Annotated in this window: 19 protein-coding genes; 13 read left to right on the top strand and 6 right to left on the bottom strand. The window is 70.7% G+C overall.

The features are described 5' to 3' along the window. Position 1: 1 nt before the first annotated feature. The 5 genes from AB0C16_RS13525 to AB0C16_RS13505 all read left to right on the top strand — a co-directional run bounded on the left by AB0C16_RS13525 (position 2) and on the right by AB0C16_RS13505 (position 5,132). Entirely contained in the window at positions 2 to 1,240 is a 1,239-nt protein-coding gene (locus AB0C16_RS13525) for an FxsB family cyclophane-forming radical SAM/SPASM peptide maturase (protein WP_357682223.1), read from the top strand. Continuing rightward, positions 1,237 to 2,514 carry an HEXXH motif domain-containing protein gene (locus AB0C16_RS13520; protein WP_357682221.1) on the top strand — a complete coding sequence of 426 codons (1,278 nt, stop codon included), beginning with the start codon at positions 1,237 to 1,239 and terminating at the stop codon, positions 2,512 to 2,514. The genes AB0C16_RS13525 and AB0C16_RS13520 overlap by 4 nt, the downstream gene beginning before the upstream one ends. 90 nt (positions 2,515 to 2,604) lie before the next feature. Beyond that, positions 2,605 to 3,399 carry a hypothetical protein gene (locus AB0C16_RS13515; protein ID WP_357682219.1) on the top strand — a complete coding sequence of 265 codons (795 nt, stop codon included), beginning with the start codon at positions 2,605 to 2,607 and terminating at the stop codon, positions 3,397 to 3,399. 144 nt (positions 3,400 to 3,543) lie between these two features. After that, the gene (locus AB0C16_RS13510) at positions 3,544 to 4,014 is read left to right on the top strand and encodes an SPW repeat protein (protein WP_357682217.1); all 471 of its coding nucleotides are present in this window, start codon (positions 3,544 to 3,546) and stop codon (positions 4,012 to 4,014) included. Beyond that, positions 3,978 to 5,132: a glycoside hydrolase family 3 C-terminal domain-containing protein gene (locus tag AB0C16_RS13505; protein WP_357682414.1), complete on the top strand. Its 1,155-nt coding sequence runs from the start codon at positions 3,978 to 3,980 to the stop codon at positions 5,130 to 5,132. The genes AB0C16_RS13510 and AB0C16_RS13505 overlap by 37 nt, the downstream gene beginning before the upstream one ends. Here the strand turns inward: AB0C16_RS13505 and AB0C16_RS13500 are convergent. Next, positions 5,091 to 6,245, bottom strand: coding sequence for a LacI family DNA-binding transcriptional regulator (locus AB0C16_RS13500; RefSeq protein ID WP_357682215.1), 1,155 nt, complete (start codon positions 6,243 to 6,245; stop codon positions 5,091 to 5,093). The two genes, AB0C16_RS13505 and AB0C16_RS13500, sit on opposite strands and share 42 nt — an antisense overlap. Positions 6,246 to 6,404: 159 nt before the next feature. Here AB0C16_RS13500 and AB0C16_RS13495 point away from each other — a divergent pair, with 159 nt between their 5' ends. Genes AB0C16_RS13495 through AB0C16_RS13465 form a run of 7 tightly spaced genes read left to right on the top strand, consistent with a single transcriptional unit; the run spans position 6,405 to position 14,781 of the window. Next, on the top strand, positions 6,405 to 8,027 hold the full coding sequence (locus AB0C16_RS13495) for an ABC transporter substrate-binding protein (protein ID WP_357682213.1): 1,623 nt from the start codon (positions 6,405 to 6,407) through the stop codon (positions 8,025 to 8,027). 8 nt (positions 8,028 to 8,035) lie between these two features. After that, positions 8,036 to 8,986, top strand: a complete 951-nt coding sequence (locus AB0C16_RS13490; protein ID WP_357682211.1) for an ABC transporter permease — start codon at positions 8,036 to 8,038, stop codon at positions 8,984 to 8,986. Continuing rightward, positions 8,983 to 9,846, top strand: coding sequence for an ABC transporter permease (locus AB0C16_RS13485; protein ID WP_357682209.1), 864 nt, complete (start codon positions 8,983 to 8,985; stop codon positions 9,844 to 9,846). The genes AB0C16_RS13490 and AB0C16_RS13485 overlap by 4 nt, the downstream gene beginning before the upstream one ends. Next, complete coding sequence (locus tag AB0C16_RS13480; RefSeq protein ID WP_357682208.1) at positions 9,846 to 10,814, top strand: ABC transporter ATP-binding protein; 969 nt, start codon at positions 9,846 to 9,848, stop codon at positions 10,812 to 10,814. Before AB0C16_RS13485 ends, AB0C16_RS13480 begins: the two co-directional genes overlap by 1 nt. Then, the gene (locus AB0C16_RS13475) at positions 10,807 to 11,706 is read left to right on the top strand and encodes an ATP-binding cassette domain-containing protein (RefSeq protein ID WP_357682206.1); all 900 of its coding nucleotides are present in this window, start codon (positions 10,807 to 10,809) and stop codon (positions 11,704 to 11,706) included. Before AB0C16_RS13480 ends, AB0C16_RS13475 begins: the two co-directional genes overlap by 8 nt. Then, positions 11,703 to 13,121, top strand: a complete 1,419-nt coding sequence (locus AB0C16_RS13470) for an amidase (protein WP_357682204.1) — start codon at positions 11,703 to 11,705, stop codon at positions 13,119 to 13,121. The genes AB0C16_RS13475 and AB0C16_RS13470 overlap by 4 nt, the downstream gene beginning before the upstream one ends. Positions 13,122 to 13,152: 31 nt before the next feature. Further along, the gene (locus tag AB0C16_RS13465) at positions 13,153 to 14,781 is read left to right on the top strand and encodes an amidohydrolase (protein ID WP_357682202.1); all 1,629 of its coding nucleotides are present in this window, start codon (positions 13,153 to 13,155) and stop codon (positions 14,779 to 14,781) included. A 45-nt stretch (positions 14,782 to 14,826) separates the two neighbouring features. Here the strand turns inward: AB0C16_RS13465 and AB0C16_RS13460 are convergent, their stop codons facing one another. After that, positions 14,827 to 15,072, bottom strand: coding sequence for a hypothetical protein (locus AB0C16_RS13460; protein ID WP_357682200.1), 246 nt, complete (start codon positions 15,070 to 15,072; stop codon positions 14,827 to 14,829). A gap of 62 nt (positions 15,073 to 15,134) precedes the next feature. Here AB0C16_RS13460 and AB0C16_RS13455 point away from each other — a divergent pair, with 62 nt between their 5' ends. Next, positions 15,135 to 15,959, top strand: coding sequence for a substrate-binding domain-containing protein (locus AB0C16_RS13455; RefSeq protein WP_357682198.1), 825 nt, complete (start codon positions 15,135 to 15,137; stop codon positions 15,957 to 15,959). 219 nt (positions 15,960 to 16,178) lie between these two features. Here the strand turns inward: AB0C16_RS13455 and AB0C16_RS13450 are convergent, their stop codons facing one another. From AB0C16_RS13450 to AB0C16_RS13435, 4 genes are all read right to left on the bottom strand, one after another. Continuing rightward, a complete protein-coding gene (locus AB0C16_RS13450; RefSeq protein WP_357682196.1) occupies positions 16,179 to 16,430 on the bottom strand; it encodes a hypothetical protein in 252 nt (83 codons plus the stop codon). 33 nt (positions 16,431 to 16,463) lie between these two features. After that, positions 16,464 to 17,957, bottom strand: a complete 1,494-nt coding sequence (locus AB0C16_RS13445) for a pyridoxal-dependent decarboxylase (protein WP_357682194.1) — start codon at positions 17,955 to 17,957, stop codon at positions 16,464 to 16,466. 58 nt (positions 17,958 to 18,015) lie between these two features. Further along, positions 18,016 to 18,291: a helix-turn-helix domain-containing protein gene (locus AB0C16_RS13440; RefSeq protein WP_357682412.1), complete on the bottom strand. Its 276-nt coding sequence runs from the start codon at positions 18,289 to 18,291 to the stop codon at positions 18,016 to 18,018. A 361-nt stretch (positions 18,292 to 18,652) separates the two neighbouring features. Continuing rightward, a complete protein-coding gene (locus AB0C16_RS13435; RefSeq protein WP_357682192.1) occupies positions 18,653 to 19,174 on the bottom strand; it encodes a nuclear transport factor 2 family protein in 522 nt (173 codons plus the stop codon). Positions 19,175 to 19,196 lie beyond the last annotated feature (22 nt).

Here is a 19,196-nt window from a genome sequence, read left to right as displayed (position 1 = left end):
TATGCTTGGCGCCCATGAGTCTCGACGTGGAGGCTGGTCCGCTTTGTCTGAGTGGCCGCTGACTCTCGACGTGGCGGCACTGCTCGCCGGTGGTTGGCGGCCGACCCCGTTCAGGCAGTTCATCCTGAAAATCCACAGTCGGTGCGATCTCGCGTGCAGCTATTGCTACATGTACGAGATGGCCGACCAGAGCTGGCGGTCACGCCCCAAGCGCATGTCGTCCGACGTGGCCGCGGCCACGATCGCCCGGATCGCCGAGCACGTGCGCGCCCACGGCCTCACCTCCGTGGAGGTGATCCTGCACGGCGGTGAGCCGCTCCTCGCCGGGCCGCGGCAGATCGACGAGCTGGTCACGACGGCCCGATCCGCGGTCGACGCCCAGGTCATGGTGACCCTGCAGACCAACGCGACCCTGCTCGACGAGCCCTATCTGCGCCTGTTCGACCGGCTCGGCATCGGCGTGGGGGTGAGCCTCGACGGCGGTCAGGAGGCGCACGACCGCACCCGCCGCACCGCCGACGGCCGGGGCAGTCACCACAAGGTCGCGGCCGGCCTGCGCCTGCTGACCGGGCCCGGTTTCCACCACCTGTTCCGCGGCCTGCTCTGCACGGTCGACCTGCGCAACGACCCCCTGGAGACCTACGAGGCACTGCTCGCCTTCGGCCCTCCGGCGATCGACTTCCTGCTCCCCCACGGCACATGGGCGCAGCCGCCGCCGCGCCGTGTCCCCGGAGACGCGGCCACCCCCTACGCCGACTGGCTCATCACCGTCTTCGACCACTGGTACTCCATGCCCACCCGCCCCACCGGCGTGCGGCTGTTCGACGAGATCATCCGGCTGCTGCTCGGCGGGGCGTCGGCCAGCGAGCAGATCGGCCTGTCGCCGGCCGCCATGGTGGTCGTCGAGACCGACGGCGAGATCGAGCAGTCCGACATCCTCAAGTCCGCCTACGCGGGCGCTCCCAGCACCGGCCTGCACGTGTCCCGCGACAGCTTCGACGACGTCCTGCGCCTGCCGTCCGTCGCCGCCCGCCAGATCGGCGAGCTCGCCCTCGCCCCCACCTGCGCGGTCTGCCCCGTGGGCATGGTCTGCGGCGGCGGCCACTACGCGCATCGCTACCGGCCCGGCAACGGCTTCCACAACCCCTCGGTCTACTGCTCCGATCTGCTGCGGCTCATCAGCCACATCGGGAGCATCATCCAGCGTGACATCACCGCAGTAGTGAAGGACGCACCATGAACCTGGCAGAGCATCGCATCCCGGCCGAGGCGTTCGACGAGCTGGCCGCGGGCGCCGGTGGGGTGGAGACGGTCGAGCGGCTGATCGCCGCGCAGTACAGCAAGCACCTGCTGCTCCTGCGCGGCGTCCTCGAGGCGGCGCGCGGCGCGCGGCATCCCGCCTGGCCCCAGGCCCGCCGGGCCTACGACCTGCTGGCCAGCATCCAGTCCTCGCACCCGGAGGCGGTCGACGCCGTGCTGCGCCACCCCTCGGTGGGCGCCTGGGCGCGCCACACGATCGTGACGCTCGACATGCCCGAACAGATGGCCGCACTCGCGGCGGCGGCGGCGATCCGCGCCGGGGTGACCTGCGAGGTCGACGTGGCGGTGATCGACGGCGCGATCCACCTGCCCTCCCTCGGGCAGCTCACCCTCGACCACGACGCCACCGTCGCGACCGTCCACTGCTTCCCCGGCGGCAGCGAGGTGACCACCGGTCGCGGCTTCATGCGGATCGGCGGTGACGCGCCCGGCTGGCGAGGGCTGCGCTCGCTGTCGGCCGAGACCGACAGCCGGCGCCTCGAGGTGCTCGTCGACGACCTCGACCCCCACCGCATGCCCGGCTCCGACGCGCTGCGCGGCCCCCTCACCCCGCAGGAGGCCGGCCACTGGCAGGAGCTCCTGGAGGAGGGATGGGCGCTGCTGGTCCGCCACCACACCCCCGTCGCCGAGCAGGTGGCGGTGGCGATCAGCGTCCTCACCCCGCTGGCGCCGCCGCCCGGCGGCATGTCCAGCGCCACCTCCCGCGAGACGTTCGGCTGCGTCGCCATGTCGACTCCGCCCGACGGCCACGCCCTGGCGGTCACGCTGGCGCACGAGACCCAGCACGCCAAGCTGTCGGCGCTGCTCGACATCGTCCCGCTGACCAAGCCCGACGACGGCTCGCGCTACTACGCGCCCTGGCGCGACGATCCCCGGCCCGCGGCGGGTCTCCTGCAGGGCGCCTACGCCTATGTCGGCGTCACCGACTTCTGGCAACGCCAGCGCCACCACGAGCACGGCGAGGCGGCGGTCCGCGCCAGCGCGGAATTCGCCCGCTGGCGCTCCGCCGCCCGCCTGGTCACCACCACCCTGCTCGACAGCGGCGCCCTGACCGCACCCGGTGAGACGTTCGTCGGGGGCATGGCCCGCCGGCTCGACGAATGGGCCGGCGAGCCCGTGCCCGCGGCGGCCACCGCGCTGGCGGCCGGGGCCGCCGACCGCCACCGCTCCCTCTGGCGCGAACGCAACGCCTGACGGGCCGCGTCCCACCTCCGCCGGCCGAGGCACCGAGGCGGCCGCTGGACTGACCAGGCGGACGATGCCACCATCGGGTGGGGGGATGTCATGCTCCGATCGGCCCGGCGCGTCCTTCGGGACGTACGCGAGCGCAGGAACATCGACGCCTACGTCATCGCGCTGCTGTCGGTCGTGTTCGCCGTCCTGACGCTGATCGGCGACCAGGTGAGCGACCAGTACAAATGGGCGGTGCTGCTGGCGGGCATCGGGGTGCTGGTCCACCGGATCACGGTGCCCCACGGCGGCGGCACACCGGCCGAGCGCGTCCTCGGCGACCGGAACACCCTCCAGCGGATCCCGCTGAAGGATCGGCTGGACACCAGCCGCGAAGTGTGGATGTTCGCCCCTTCGGGCGTCAACCTCCTGTCGGAGGACCACTGCGCGGCGATCCGCACGACCGTGCTCAACCGGCACGACGGGGTGGTCAAGGTGGTGATCCTCGATCCCGGCGCGGGCGCGTCCGTCGAGATCGCCACCCGGCAGCTGGACGGCGGACTGGAGTTCCCGCTGCAGAGCCTGCCCGACAGCATCGCCACCACCCTGTTGCGGATGGACGCGATGGCGTCCTGGCAGGTGCCGGGGAAACGGGAGTTCAGGGTGTTCGGCTACAACCCCGGCTTCAGTCTGGTCGCGTTCGACCCCGGGCGGGCCGGCGGCACCGTGATCGTGGAGACGCACGGGGTGGGCAACACGGCGACGCCGAGCAGGATGCACCTGGAGTTGAGCCGCCAGACCGACGCCCACTGGTATCACTACTGGATCGACCAGTTCGACCACATCTGGCGTGCGTCGAAGCCGGTCGGCGACCCACCGCCCGCGGACGATCGCGCTGACGGCGCGTAACCGATCCGCCGGGGTTCGTCGACCGTGCGGACCTCACCGTCCCCCGCGCCTCGATTTCAGCCGCTTCACCGACATACCGTTACAAACCGGCGTTGAGGGGTAATGGCGGACATAAGGCGCATTAGACCATGCAGGAGGTGCACCATGACGCACCACACGGACATCAGACAGCATCCGGACATCGTGGAGATGCGTGCCCGATACGAGGCAGCCGCCGCTAATCCCACCGCCCAGCTGACGGACGGACTCGCCCTGCTCGCCGGCACATACCTGGCGGTGTCGCCGTGGATCGTCGGATTCCAGGGCCTCAGCGGCATCACGGTCAACAACCTGATCACCGGGCTCCTGGTCGCCCTCCTGGCGCTGGGCTACAGCTCCGCCTTCGGCAGGACGTACGGCCTCGCCTGGGTCGCACCCATCATCGGCGTGTGGACGATCATCGCGCCGTGGGTGATCAGCGGCCCGAACAACGCCACTCGAGTCATCATCAGCAACGTGGTGGTCGGCGCGATCATCCTGCTGCTCGGGCTCGCGAACATGCAGACAAGCATGGCCGCCGCGAAACGGCGCACGCCGGGATTCGGCAAGGGCACCACACCGAGCACCAGTCGCTGACGCGTGGAGTCCGCCGAAGGCGCTCTCCCTCTGCCGTTCGCCCAGGAAACCGTCGGTCCTCGTGGACCGGTCCTGCCGGGAACGCGGGAGCGCGCCTCGGCGGCGGGCAGACCCGCTTCGACGCGACGATGGCCCCGGAAGGCGACGACCCGATCGCGTTGCTCATGGCGCCGCCGCACACCGTCGTCGACGTGGAGCTGCGCACCGGGGAGCCGGTCGACGTCCGCCTCGAGCACCCGGTGCCTCGGTCCAGCCTGCTGTCGTTCCCCTTCGTCGGCGCCACGCTCGGCCACCGGGAGCCGTCACTCGGCCCGGACGAGCTGATCGAGGAGGCCGTACGGGTCGCCTCGGCGGCGGACGTCGCCGTGGTCGTCGTGGCCACGACCAAGGAGGTGGAGAGCGAGGGCTTCGACCGCACGTCGCTGAAGCTGCCCGGCCGCCAGGACGAACTGGTGTCCCGGGTGGCCGCCGCCAATCCGCGGACGGTCGTCGTGGTCAACGCCGGCTCGCCTGTGGAGATGCCGTGGCGGGAAGAGGTCGCGGCCGTCCTGCTCACCTGGTTCCCCGGCCAGGAGGGCGGCCACGCGCTGGCCGACGTGGTGCTCGGCCGTACGGAGCCGGGCGGCCGCCTGCCGACCACCTGGCCCGGCGTGCTCGAGGACTGTCCGGTCGTCGACGTCACCCCCGTCGACGGTGTGCTGCGGTACGAGGAGGGCGTCTTCGTCGGCTACCGCGCCTGGGAGCGGTCGGGTACGGCTCCCGCTTACGGGTTCGGAGCCGGCCTCGGATACACGACCTGGCACTACGAGTCCGCCGAGCACGCCGACGGGACGCTCACGGTCTGGGTGCGCAACACCGGCGACCGGCCTGGCCGCGAGGTGGTGCAGGTCTATCTGGCCCCCGCGGCGCCCGACGAGTCCCGGCCCGCCCGCTGGCTGGTCGGGTTCGCCGTCGCCGAGGCCGGCCCCGGCGAGACCGCCGAGGTGTCCGTCGAGATCCCGCGCCGCGCGGCCGAGGTCTGGAGCGAGCACGGATGGCGCCTGGTCTCCGGGGACTACGTGCTCCAGACCGGGCATTCACTCGACGACATCCGCCTCACCAGCGCTCTGTCCCTGTAGCAGTGCACGGTGAGGTTCTCCCGCCGGCGCCGGCCCACACGCACCGGCGGCGGCCCGTATCCGCGGCGCGGGCCGCCGGCCGGGAAAGGCCGAAGACGCGCGGATCTGGAAGTCGGCCGAAAAGAGGCGGCCGTGCTCGCCCTCGCGGCCTTCGAGGCGGTCGACCAGCAGTTCCACCGCCGCCTGGGCGGTCTCTCCGGGCAGGAAGCTGAGCGTGCTGATCGGCGGGTCGGTGTAGGAGGCCGCCGGATCCTCCGTGGTGCAGACGAGCAGCAGGTCGTCGGGGACGGAGCGGCCGAGCCGGCGGATCATGTCCAGCAAGAGCGGCGCGCTGACCTCGACCAGCGTGAAGATCGCGTCCGGCGGCACCGGGGCGGCGAGCAGTTGCCCCACGGCGTTGAGCGTGTGCTGCACACCGGGTCCGGGAAGGCAGACGAGCCGGGGTTCACGGCCCCGCTCGGCGCACCAGTCCTGGTAGGCGCCGACGGACTGCTGGTGGAAGCAGGCGGTGGTCTCGGCCGCGACGACCGCGATCCGTTCGGCGCCGGCGTCCTCCAGGTGATCGAGGACCTGGCGCACGGCGCTGTCGTTGTCGAAGTCGACCCATCGGCCGGTCTCCCGCGCTCCGCTCGCGATCTCCGCCAGGGCCCGGCGATCGGAGACCACGGGGACACCCGCCGCGAGGAAGTCTCCGACCATCGGATCTCCCTCGACCGGGTCGACGACGAACACGCCGTCGAGCGGCATGTCCAGCCAGCAGTCCTCCGGCCCGGAGGTGGGCAACAGGACGACGCCATATCCATGGGACAGAGCCACCCGGGTCGTGGCGGTGACGAGCTGCGAGAAGTAGGCCAGATCGGCGTAGACCCACGGTGCCTCGACGTACTCGCGTGCCGCGAGGCCGAGCAGCCGGGTGTGCCCCCTGCGCAGGAGCCGTGCCGTGGCGTTCGGGCGGTAGCCGAGACTTCTCGCCACCTGCCGTACATGATCACGGGTGGCCGCGGGAAGCCGTCCGGTTCCGTTCAACGCGTCCGACACGGTCGTCTTGGACACCCCCGCGGCGCGGGCCACATCCACGAGGCGGACCCGGACGCTGCGGTCTGACTGGTTCATGAGCGAAATCCTGCCATCTGGCCGGGTCGCCTGCCACCCGGCTCAGCTTTGCAGAATCGTTCCGCCAATCTCTTGTGCAGGAACGTTCCTTCACGAATACTCGCTGCCACCGCCGCCGCATACCAGATCGTTGCGGCCCGTTCAGAAAGAGGTGGTCTGATGCGGACCTCCCGTTTCGCTGCCGCAACTGCGCTGCTCGCACTCGCGGTCGCAGCCTGCGGCGGCGCTCCGCAAACCGGCAAGGGCGGCAGCGGCTCCGCCGCTTTCGAGATCACGAAGGACACCGCGCCGGCCAAGGGCCCTGTGGACTCGGTGACCTGGTCGCTCTACGCCGAACCACAGTCACTCGACTACGTGTACGCCTTCGACTACCACCCCAACACCGTGCTCGCCAACGTGTGCGAGCAGCTCATGCGGATCACTCCTGACCTGAAGCTGGAGCCCGGCCTGGCCAGTGCCGCGACCTCACCCGACCCCGAACGCTGGGTCTACACGATCCGCTCCGGCGTGAAATTCCACGACGGCTCCCCGCTCACCGCCGACGACGTCGTCGCGAGCATGCGCCGCCACCTGGATCCCAAGGTCGGCTCGTACTGGGTCTCGACCTACGAGAACGTCGAAAAGATCGAGAAGACCGGCCCAATGGAGGTCACGGTCCATCTGAAGCAGCCCGACCAGGTCTTCAACGAGGAGATGGGCACTTCCGCCGGAACCATCGCGAGCGCCGCCTCCCTGGCGAAGGAGGGCTACGGCACCCCGGATGTCGGAACCAACTGCACCGGGCCGTTCATGCTCGACTCGTGGCAGAAGGGCCAGTCGATCAACCTCAAGAAGTTCGACGACTATTGGGACCCGTCGCTCGCGCCCAAGGTGAACACGCTCAAGAACGTGTTCATCCCGGACCCCACCGCCCGCGTCAACGCGCTGCTCTCCGGCGAGGTCGACGGCGGTTACCTGCTGCCGCCCCCCGGGTTCCCCAAGCTCCGCACCGCCGACAGCGGCACGCTCTACTTCGGCCCCAACACGACGGCCGTGAGCCTGATCCCCACCAACCTCAAGGGCACGCTCGGTGACGTCAAGGTCCGCAAGGCACTGTCCATGGCGCTCGACCGCGACGGCATCATCAAGGCCGCCGCGGGCGGAGTCGCCACACCGGCGAAGGCGCCCGGCGCCATCGGCGCCTGGGGAATCGCCCCGGAGGCGGCCAAGGACTACTACGCCAAGCTTCCGCCCCTCACCCAGGACATCGCCGGGGCGAAGAAGCTGATCGAGGAGGCCGGCGCCTCCGGCAAGAAGATCGTGATCGCGACCAGCACGCTCTCCCCGGACATCAGCGTCATCGCCAACGCGGTGCAGTCGGCGGGGCAGGCCATCGGCCTGCAGGTCGAGCTGAAGGCGGTCGCCCCGGATGCCTACACCGCGCTGTTCTCCGACCCGAAGGCCCGCGAGGGGATAGACCTGGTCATGACGATCTGGTACGACTCCACCCCCGACCCGCTGGAGTTCTACGGGATCCTGAAGACGGGCAACTTCGCCAACTACGGCGGCTACTCCAACCCCGACTACGACGCCCTGGTCGATGAGGCCAACACCCAGGCCGACCCGGCCGCGCGCGCCGCGACGACCGCCAAGCTGCAGGAGATCGCCGTCCGCGATGTGGTCTGGATCCCGCTGTACGAGTTGCCGCACAACATGTTCCTCAACAAGCGGCTCACCGGCGCGCCGACCAGCATCTCCCAGCTTGTCTTCCCATGGGCCGCTCGTCTGGGTTCGGCCGGTTGAGTTCGACCATGGCAGGCTTTCTCCTTCGCCGGCTCGCCGGGATCACCGCGACGCTGCTCATCACGTCGTTCCTGGTCTTCGGCTCGGTCCATCTCGCCCCCGGTGACCCGGCGTCCTTCCTCCTGGGAGGGCGCTCGGCGTCGCCGACGGCCATCGCGGCCATCAAAGAGCAGTACCACCTGAACGACCCGTTCCTGATCCAGTACACCAAGTGGATCGGCGGCGTCGTCACCGGCGACTTCGGCAAGTCCGCGCTGTTCCGTCAGGACGTGGGCGGTCTGATCGCCGCCCGGCTGCCGACCACGCTGTGGCTCATCGGCTACGCCGGCCTGCTCATCCTGATCGGAGGGGTGGCGCTCGGGGCACTGGCCGCGCTGCGGCGGGGCGCGGTCGACCGGGTGGTCCTCATCGGCACGGGCGTCGCCACGGCCACCCCGTCGTTCGTCGCCGCGATCGGGCTGATCTCGCTGTTCTCCGTCCAGTTGGGCTGGTTCCCCGCCTTCGGCAACGGCAGCGGTCTCGGCGACCGGATCTACCATCTGACGCTCCCGGCGGCGGCGCTCGCCCTGACCTTCGTCGGCCTGCTTGCCCGGGTGACCCGAACGTCCATGTTGGAAGAGCTGGGACGCGAGCACGTCGAGGTGGCCCGCTCACGTGGGGTGCCCGGCTCTGACGTGGTGCGACGGCACGTGCTGCGCAACGCCCTCGTCCCGATCACCACCGTGACCGGGACGATCGTGGCCGGCCTGCTGGTCGCGACCTCGATCGTGGAGACCGCCTTCGGCCTGTCCGGGGTCGGCCAGTTGCTGGTCAGCTCCGTCACCGTCAAGGACTTCCCTGTCGTGCAGGCCGTCAGCCTGCTGGTGGTGCTGGCCTTCGTCTGCGCCAACCTCATCGTCGACCTGGTCCATCCGCTCATCGACCCCCGCCTGTCCCACGCGAAGGGAGGCTCAAGATGACCGCCCTGCCCATCCACCGGCGCAGGTTCCTCGCACCGCTGGCCCGCCTCGCGGGAGGCGACAAGCTCGTCACGGCCGCCCTCACCGTGCTCACCGTGCTGATCATCGCGGCGGTCCTCGCCCCCCTGATCGCTCCGCACGCCCCCGACGCCGTCGACTTGTCCGCGACCTTGAGCGGCTCCACCCCCGACCACCTGCTGGGCGCGGACCAGTCCGGACGTGACGTCCTGTCCCGGCTGATCTTCGGCGCCCGGACGGGGCTGCTCGGCCCACTGATAGTCGTGGTCGTGTCGACGGTGCTCGGCATGCTGATCGGGGTGGCCGCCGCCTGGCACGGCGGAGTCGTCGACTCCGTGCTGTCGCGTGCCATGGAGCTCGTCTTCTCCTTCCCCGCCCTGCTGCTGGCCATCATCCTGGTGGCGGTCTTCGGTGTCGGGCTGACCGCTCCGGTCATCGCGATGAGCGTCGCCTACGCCCCGTACGTCGGCCGGCTCGCCCGCAGCGTGGCCCTGCAGGAGAAGTCCCGCCCCTACATCCAGGCGTACCGGGTGCAGGGCTGGTCGGGCTGGCTGATCTGCGTGAAGCACCTGCTTCCCAACATCGCTCCGCTGATCCTGGCCCAGTCCGCGATCAACTTCGGATACGCGCTCATGGATCTCGCGGCGCTCTCCTTTCTCGGCTTCGGTGTCCAGCCGCCCACCGCCGACTGGGGCGCGATGATCAACGAGGGCTCCCCGGCCCTGCTCCAGGGCGCGATGCTCCCCGCCCTCGCCCCCGGCGTCGCCATCGTGATCACGGTAGTCGCGTTCAGCATCGTCGGCGAGTCCATCGCCGACCGGGTCGCCAGGCGGGAGCAGTGATGACCACCCGGCTACTGGAGATCGAGAACCTGAACGTGCGGCTCGCGGCCGGCAAGGCAGCGCGCCCCATCCTCGACGGTGTTTCGCTGCACGTCGAGCAGGGCGAGGCCGTCGGGCTGGTCGGCGAGTCCGGATCGGGCAAGTCCGTCACCTGCCGTGCGGTGCTGGGGTTGCTCCCCGAGGGAGCGCAGGCCGCCGGCAGCCTGTGGGTGGACGGGGAGGACATCCTGACGATGCCCTCCACCCGGCTTCGCGAGCTGCGCCGCCGCGACGTCTCCATGATCTTCCAAGACCCTCGGGCCTCCATCAACCCGCTGCGCCGGATCGGCGACTTCGTCACCGAGGGGTTGCGGGCCTGCGGGGTGCCGCGGAAGGACGCGCTCAAGCGGGCCGAGGAGTTGCTGGAGTCGGTCGGCATCCGTGAGCCGCGCGCGGCCCTGCGCAGGTACCCGCACGAGTTCTCCGGCGGCATGCTGCAGCGCGTGATGATCGCCGGCGCGCTCGCCGGAGGGCCCCGGCTGCTGCTGGCCGACGAGCCCACCACGGCGCTGGACGTCACCACCCAGGCCGAGGTCATCTCGATCCTCACCAGGCTGCGGGCCGAGCGTGACATGGGGATGCTCTTCGTCACCCACGACCTGGAGCTGGCCGCGGCGATCTGCGACCGCATCTACGTGATGTACGCGGGACGGATCGTCGAGGCGCAGCCCACCGAAGGGCTCTTCAGCCGGCCCCGCCATCCGTACACCTCGGGACTGCTGGCCGCGACCCCGCGGCTGGAGTCGGACGAGCCGCCGCACGGCGTCCCCGGGCGTCCCGTGTCACTCGCCGAGAGTCCGGCCGGATGCGCCTTCGCGGCCCGCTGCGCCCACGCCCAGCCCGCCTGCGCGCGGGAGGACCCCGTCCAGCGGGAGATCGACGGTGCTCAGGTGGCCTGCCTGCGCGCGGAGGAGCTCATCCATGACTGAGTACGCTCTGGAGGTCGAGGGCCTGCGCAAGTCGTTCGGCGCCCACGTCGCCGTCGACGACGTCTCCTTCTCCCTGAAGCCCGGCGGCGCTCTGGCCATCGTGGGCGAGTCGGGATCGGGGAAGACGACGACCGCGCGGATGCTCGTCGGCCTGGAGCGGCCGGACGCCGGCCGGATCCGCGTCGGCGGCCGGGACCGCTCGGACGTGGCCCGGGGCAAGGCGACCCGGCTGGCCCGTGCCCGCGAGATCCAGATGGTCTTCCAGGACCCCTACCTCTCGCTGGATCCCCGCGTGACCGTCGCCGCGTGCGTCGAGGAGCCGCTGCGCCTGCACTTCGCGATGAGCCCGGCCGAACGCCGCGCCCGCCGCGCCGAGTTGCTGGCACGGGTCGGCCTCGGCGAGCGGGAGGCGGACGCGCTCCCGAGACGGCTGTCCGGCGGCCAGCGCCAGCGGGTCGCCATCGCCCGCGCGCTGGCGACCGAGCCGAAGGTGCTGATCCTGGACGAGGCGACCGCCGCCCTCGACGTGTCCATCCAGGCCCAGATCCTCGACCTGCTGGCGGAGATCCGCCGCGACACCGGCGTCGGATATCTGTTCGTCACGCACAACCTGGCGCTCGTCCGGCACATCGCCGACGTCATCATCGTGCTCTACCAGGGGCGTGTGGTCGAGTCGGGCCCCACCCGGGAGGTGCTGGCCAACCCCGAGCACCCGTACACCCGTCTGTTGTTGCACTCGGTGCCGCGACCCGGCTGGGACCCCGCCCAGATCGCCGCCGACCGGCGCTCCCTCGCGGCCGTCCTGCGGGAGACGCCCAACCCTCCGGCCTCCGCGGAGTCCCCTCATCACGGCCCCGACCCGGACCCCACGAAAAGGAGTGTGGTCAAGTGACCGACCTCGCCTATCTGCCCGCGACCGAGGCCCTGCGGCTGTTCCGGTCCCGTGAGCTGTCCCCCGTCGAGCTCATGGCCGCCGTCATCGAGCGCGCCGAGGCCGTCGAGCAGCAGGTCAACGCGCTGAGCGAGCGCGCCTTCGACGAGGCCCTCCTCCAGGCGAAGCAGGCCGAGCGCGCCTACCGCGACGGCGGCTCGCCGCGCCCGCTCGAAGGGCTTCCCGTCGCCACGAAGGACGAGCAGCCGATCGCCGGACGGCCGGCCACGGACGGTTCGCTCGCCTACACCGGCAGTGTCGCCGAAGTGACCCACCCGGTCATCGAGCGGGTGCTGGCCGCCGGCGGCATCGTGCACGCGCGCACCACGACGCCCGAGTTCTGCTGCGCGGGGTTCACGCAGTCGAAGCTGTGGGGGATCACCCGTAATCCGTGGAACCTCGACTACTCCCCCGGCGGCTCCTCGGGCGGCTCGGGCGCGGCGCTCGCCTCAGGTACGGCCATGCTCGCCACGGGCTCCGATATCGGCGGCTCGATCCGGCTGCCCGCCGCCAACACCGGCACGGTCGGCTACAAGCCGCCCTACGGCCGGGTGCCCGCGATGCCGCCGTTCAATCTCGACCACTACTGCCACGACGGGCCGATGGCCCGCACGGTCGCCGACTGCGCGCTGCTGCAGAACGTCATCGCCGGCCCGCACCCCCACGACGTGGTCTCGCTGCGCCCCGCCGTGCGGATCCCGGACCGGCTCGGGGACGTGACCGGGCTGCGCATCGCGTACGCGCCCAACCTGGGCGACTGGGAGATCGAGCCGGAGGTCGCGGCCAACACCCGGGCCGTCGCCGAGGCGCTGCGGGAGGCCGGGGCGATCGTCGAGGAGGCCGGGGTCGGGCTGCGCCGCGCCGACGTCTTCGAAGCCGTCTTCATCCACTTCGGCGCCATCTTCGGCCCCATGGTCACCCGCGTCGCGGCCGAGCACGGCGACAAGCTCACCCCCTACGCCCTCGCCTTCGCCGCGGACGCCGAGCGGGCGATGGAACGGAGCGGCGCCTTCCTGGCCGGGCTGGAGCTGGAGGCGGCGATCTACGCGCCGATCGGCGAACTGCTCGACCGCTACGACGCGCTGATCTGCCCGACCACCGGGGCGCCCGGCCTGCGCGCGGGCGAGGAGTACGTCGACACCAGGCTCACCGTGAACGGCGTCGAACTCGACCACTACCTGGAGTACTCGCTGACTCCGGTCTTCAACATCGCCAGCCGCTGCCCGGTGCTCAACGTCCCGTCCGGCCGGGCGTCCAACGGCATGCCGACCGGGGTGCAGATCGTCGGCCGCAGCTACGACGACGCGACCGTCTTCCAGGTCGGCGCGGCCGTCGAACGCGTCCGCCCGTGGGCCTTCCGCCCCGAGGCGCTGTGATCCCCCTGATCTCATCTCAAGGAGAATCCGCATGACCACCCCCGCCGATCTCGTCTTCCGTGGCGGTCCGGTGCACACGCTCGGATCGGCCCGTACGGTCGCCACGGCGGTCGCCGTACGCGACGGCCGGATCATCGCCGTCGGCGACGACCCGGACGTCCGGCCGCTGATCGGTACCGCCACCGAGGTCATCGACCTGGCCGGTCGAGCCCTGCTCCCCGGGTTCCAGGACGCCCACGTGCATCCGGTCCTGGCCGGCCTCACCATGATCCGGTGCGACCTGCACGACACCGGCGACGCCGGCGAGGCCGTCGCCGCCGTCCGCGCCTACGCCGAGGCGAACCCCGAGGCCGAATGGATCAGCGGAGGCGGCTGGTCCATGGAATGGTTCCCGGGTGGCACGCCGAGCCGGCACCTGCTGGACACGGTCGTCCCCGACCGGCCCGTCCACCTGATCAACCGCGACGGTCACGGGGCCTGGGTCAACACCAGGGCTCTGGAGCTGTGCGGCATCGACGCGGGCACCCCGGACCCGGCCGACGGGCGCATCGAGAGGGAGGCCGGCGGCGCCCCGCAGGGCACGCTCCACGAAGGCGCGTCGCACCTGGTCGGCCGGCACGTCCCCGAGCCGGCCGCGGAGGCGATGCTGCGCGCCCTCCAGGCCGGTCAGCGGCGGCTGCACTCGGTCGGTGTGACCGCCTGGCAGGACGCGATGGTCGACCCCAAGGTGCAGCAGGCTTACCTGACCGCGGCCGAGTCGGGGCTGCTCACCGCGCGGGTGGTCGGCGCGCTCTGGTGGGACCGCGAAAGGGGCGAGGAACAGATCCCTGAGCTGCTCGCGCGCAGAGGCGGCGCGGGCCGGTTCCGCGCCACCAGCGTCAAGATCATGCAGGACGGGGTGGCGGAGAACTTCACCGCCGCGATGACCTCCCCCTACCTGGACGGCTGCGGGTGCGGAACCGGAAACCAGGGGATCAGCTTCGTCGATCCGGAGGCGCTGCGCGGGTACGTCACCCGCCTGGACGCCGAAGGCTTCCAGGTCCATGTGCACGCCGTCGGGGACCGGGCGGCACGCGAGGCCCTTGACGCGTTCGGGGCCGCGCGCGCCGCCAACGGCAGGAACGATCATCGCCACCACATAGCCCACCTGCAGGTCGTGCACCCGGACGACGTGCCGCGGTTCGCCGCCCTTGAGATCACCGCGAACATGCAGCCGCTGTGGGCGGCGCACGAGCCGCAGATGGACGAGCTGACCATCCCGTTCCTCGGCCCGGAACGGGCAGGCTGGCAGTACCCGTTCGGGGAGCTGGCCCGCACGGGCGCTCCGCTCGCGGCGGGCAGCGACTGGCCGGTCAGCAGCCCCAACCCGTTCCTGGGCGTCCACGTCGCGGTCAACCGGACGGTCCCGGGCGAGAGGGCCGAGGTGTTCCTGCCGGAACAGCGTCTGGGCCTGGCGGCCGCGCTGGCCGCCTACACGATCGGCACGGCGCGGGTGAACCACCTGGACACCCTGACCGGCACGATCGAGAAGGGCAAGCTCGCCGACCTGGTGGTCACCGACCGCGACCCCTTCTCGATCCCGGCCGCCGGGATCGCCGAGACCACGGTGCTGGCCACCTACGTCGAGGGCGATCGGGTCCACAACGATCCGGTCTTCTGACGCCGGCCGTCCGGACGAGCGGCGCGATCAGCCGGGCCGGAGGATCTAGATCCAGCCCTCGAGCCCGGCCATGAAGTCTTCGAACAGGTGGCGATGGATCGTGTGTTCGGCGCCCTTGACCACACGCACCTCGAAGCCCTTGGAGACGAGGGCCCCGGCCACCTCCGGGGAGATCAGCTCGCTCGGGTCGGCCCGCTGAACCAGTGACGGCACCACCGGTTCGGGGGTGAAGTCCGAGCCGGCGAACGAGTTGAGCGCCAGCGCGGTGGCCGGGTCCCACTTGGCCAGCATCTCGATCTCAAGGGCGCATTCCTCGGCGAGCGCGGACGCTGCGGACCGGACACAGCGGACTCGTGCTGGTGCCGCTGGCCGACATCCCGTACGGCCCGCTCGCCGTAGGCCTGATGGAGGAGTTGGACCGCGAGCTCAGCCGGCTCGGATACACCATGATCCAGTACGGCGCACGCCGCCTGAAAGGCGTGGCCGCCGCCCGCGCCTGGGCCGAGCTACGCCCGGTCGCGGTCCTCGCCCCGGCCGGGCGGCTGACCCGGCAGGCCGTGGACGTGCTGCGCTCGGCGGGGACCAAGGCGATGATCGGCATCGGCGTCGTGGGCTGGTCCTCCGAGATCGTCTCCACCGTGACCATGGACCATGCGGGGATCGGGGCCATGGCCGCCGAACACCTCCTCGCACGCGGCAGTCGCACCCTCTCCGCGATCGTCCCGGCCGAGGACGGCCTGCGCGACATGGGCCTGCGCCGGGCGGCCGGTGTGCGGCGGGTGGCCGCCGCCCGCGGCGTGCCGTACACCCAGATGGATCTGGCCTTCTCCGAGACCGCGGCCGCCGCGCGGCTGGATGCGTGGCGGGCCGCGGGCATCAGCGGTGACGGTCGGACCAAGCACGGCGTGTTCGCCTACAACGACGACTACGCCATGCTGCTGATGGCGGTGCTCGCCGACAACGGGCTCTCCGTTCCCGGCGACGTGGCGGTCGTGGGCTGCGACGACCTGCCGTTGGCGAAGCTGCTGCGGCCCCGGCTGACCACCGTCCGCCTCAACGTCACCAACGCTCCGGCCGTGCTCGCCCAGACCCTGGACCAGGTCGTCAAGAAGGGCGTGACCAGGCGGCCCCGCCTCGCCCTGTGGACCCATGCCCTGGTCGAGCGTGACTCCACCTGAGATCGGATGATCGGGGACGACTCGGCACCGGGTGACCGCCGCATCGGCTCCCTCCTCGTACCGTGACGCCCTGACCTTGTGGAAGAACCAGTCCACCCGACTCCTTGGTGGCCTGCTCCCGGCGCCACGGAGGTCAACGAGTCAGCATGCCGGCAGCAGTCCCACGTGACCGGACTGACCTGGCCAGACACGACGTCGGGGGCCGGCCATGGAGTCATGTCATTGCAGGTAGAACAGCTCCCACGGGCCAACGTTGGTCGGCCGGGCGCGGAGCATTCCGTAGAGGGAGCCCCCATAACCGAACTCCGCCGAGACGAACTTGCTGTTCGCTTGGGAATAGAACGCGTACCGATAGCTCCAGTTGCAATTCCAGGCTTGTGTCGTGACCCCGCCCTGGGCCGCGGCGCGCAACGCCTCCTGCCTTTCGTACATGTCGGCCAGCGTCCCGTATCTGATGCCGCCATCGGTCATGGCCAGCCGGATGTGACGGCCGCTGAGGGGAGGTCAGGGCGGAGGCGGCGTGGTCTCCGCACGGGCCTGGTCGAGCGCGGCGACCACGTCCTCGATGTGGTGGCTGCGGGTGCGGTAGCTGGTCAGGCAGAGCCGGAGGGCGGCGCGACCGGCGAGCCGCACGGGACTTATCCACGCCTGACCGCCGGCGACGACGCGAGCGGCCACGGCAGCGTGCCAGGCGTAGCTCTGCTCAGGGCCCAACGCGTCGGCCGCTGGATGTACGACGCACACCACCGGCAACGGCGTCTCGTTGACGCGCCTCCAACCGGTCTCGGTCAGCCGGCGGGCCAGCATCATCCCCAGTCGTACGTCACGTTCCAACTGCTCCGCATAGCCGCGCTGACCGAGCACGGCCAGCGCGAGAAATACCTTCAGGCCGGCGAACCTGCGGGACCACTGCACGCTGGTGACATACGGATCGCGGGCTCCCTCTTCGCTGGCGGGCATGTACGCGGTGCTCACCCGGAAGCTCTCCGCCAGGGCGTCCGGATGTCCGGTGATGAACATTCCGGCACCCATCGGTGCGGACAACCACTTGTGCGCGTCGACCGTGACACTGTCGGCGGCCTCCACACCCGCCACCAGGTGACGCAGCCGATCGGACAGCGCCACAGCGCCGCCCCAGGCGGCATCGACGTGAAAATGCAGATTCCAGTCCCGGGCGACGGCGGCCAGCTCCGGCAGGGGGTCGATGGCTCCCCCGCCGGTCGTCCCCATCGTGCCGACCAGCAGGAAGGGCAACCTACCGGCGGCAACGTCCGCGTCGTGCAGCCGGCGCAACCGCGACACGTCGAGTCGATGCCTGTCGTCGACGGGGACCAGGCGGACGGCGTCGCGGCCGAGCCCGGTCAGGTGAGCGATTTTCAACCAGGCGAGATGGCTCTCCGCCGACGCGTACAGCACCGGCGGTCCACCCAGACCGCCGACGCCGGACTCCGCGTACGCCCCGAACCGGCGGGTCAGGGCGACGACGACTGCAGTCAGGTTCGCCTCCGCTCCGCCGCTGGTGAAGCATCCGTCGGCCACGGCCGGCAGACCCAGCCGGGCGGCCAGGAAACGCAACACGTGGCGTTCGATCTCCACCGCCGCCGGAGCGTGACTGTAGGCGGCCAACTGGGGGTTGACCCCAGCCGCGATCAGCTCGCCGGCCACTCCCCACCAAGTGGGCGTCGGATTGAACAGCCCGAAGTAGCGCGGGTGGGTGGTGTGCACGCCCCACCGGTGAAGCGCGTCCAGTACGTCCGGGAATACATCCTTGGCCGACCGGCCGGTGCGGAAGTCGAATCCGGCCAGCCAGTCGCGGATCTGCCCGGTGCCCGGATCCGCCGGCGCCACCGGGTCCCTCACCACATCTCGGGAGTGCCGAACGACCAGGGACGCGGCGAGCTCCAGTAGCCAGGCGCCCTCCTCGGCGCCCACATCCAACGGTCCGGGTGCCGACATGTCGGTCTCGCCACCGGTCAGAAACGCCTTCGGATCGATCACACGATTCAGCATGGGACAAGGCCGCCAGCCCGACCAGCGGTGCTGACGACCTTCCCCGCTAACTTTCCGCCATCTCGTCCACGTGCCGTGCCCGGACCGTCCGCGACTGGCGACCCGTCCGCGGCGCCGGTGGCTCCGGGCTTGCCATCGGCTCGTCAAGCCGGAAGGCCCGTCGGTACACCGAGGGCGAGGTCGACAGCATGCGGCTGAAGTGGTGCCGATAGGTGACAGCGCTTTCGAAGCCGACCGTCGCCGCTATCTCCTCGATCGAAGCGCTTGTCCTCTCCAGCAAGGGCTGGCTGGCCTGAATCCGCTGTGCGATCAACCAGCGGATCGGACTGGTGCCACTGCAGCGGCCGAAGTGGCGGAGGCACGTCCGGGTTACTGCGCCTGACCGCCGTCACGGTGCGGTGGCATCACCAGGCGCCTCGCGACGGCGTTCGCGAGGCTTGGTCCGAAATCCTTGCGCACCAGATGAATGCACAGATCGAGCCCCGCGGAGCTGCCCGCTCACCGGTCCGGGTCGCTGCGCGCAGAGCATGAAGTCGTACCATGAGACCTCGAACTCGGGGCGGGGTAATCCGAACACCTCAGCGACGATGCCCACCTCAAAACCCGACATGCCCTCGTACGCCAGCACCGCAACGCTCGGACCACGCTTCGAAACCTGTATCGACACCATGGTGGACGGATACCTAGCCGCCAAAGATGGCCTTGGGCTCGCCCGTGTACCAGACGTTGTCGATGTCGAGCCGCCGGATCACCCACCGCTCCCCGTCACGAACGAGTTCCACCGCGTACAGGTTCTTGAGCAACGCGTACCGGCTGTGATCGGTGGCGAGCAGGTGCTGGGCCTCCACGATCGCGGTGAGCCGGGCAACCTCGCCGTCCAGCTGGACTCGGGGATTGGTGACCACGTGGGTGGTCTCCACCTGCGCGAGAACACCAAGGATCGTCTCCACGATTGTTTCGCGCCCGGCCATCAGCTCGCTGTCGACGCCGAGCTTGGCCGCCGCCGGACGGAAGTCCAGCTCGGCGTCGGCCGAGAACGCCGACGCGAACAGGTCCCGATCCCGTAGATCCTGGCCGAGCCCGAAACGGTAGAGAGCATCGACGATCTCCACGCGGTCCTTCAACTCACGGCTGACGGCTTCCCCATCCACTGCTCGCATCGCCTGATGCCGCGTCACGTACATGGCTCCCTCTCCCTTGATCATCGGACCCACCTAGTCGTGGATC

Origin of the sequence: Nonomuraea sp. NPDC048916, assembly GCF_040649575.1 — a bacterium.
Classification (GTDB): Bacteria; Actinomycetota; Actinomycetes; order Streptosporangiales; family Streptosporangiaceae; genus Nonomuraea.
This window is presented reverse-complemented; position numbering and strand designations above follow the sequence as displayed.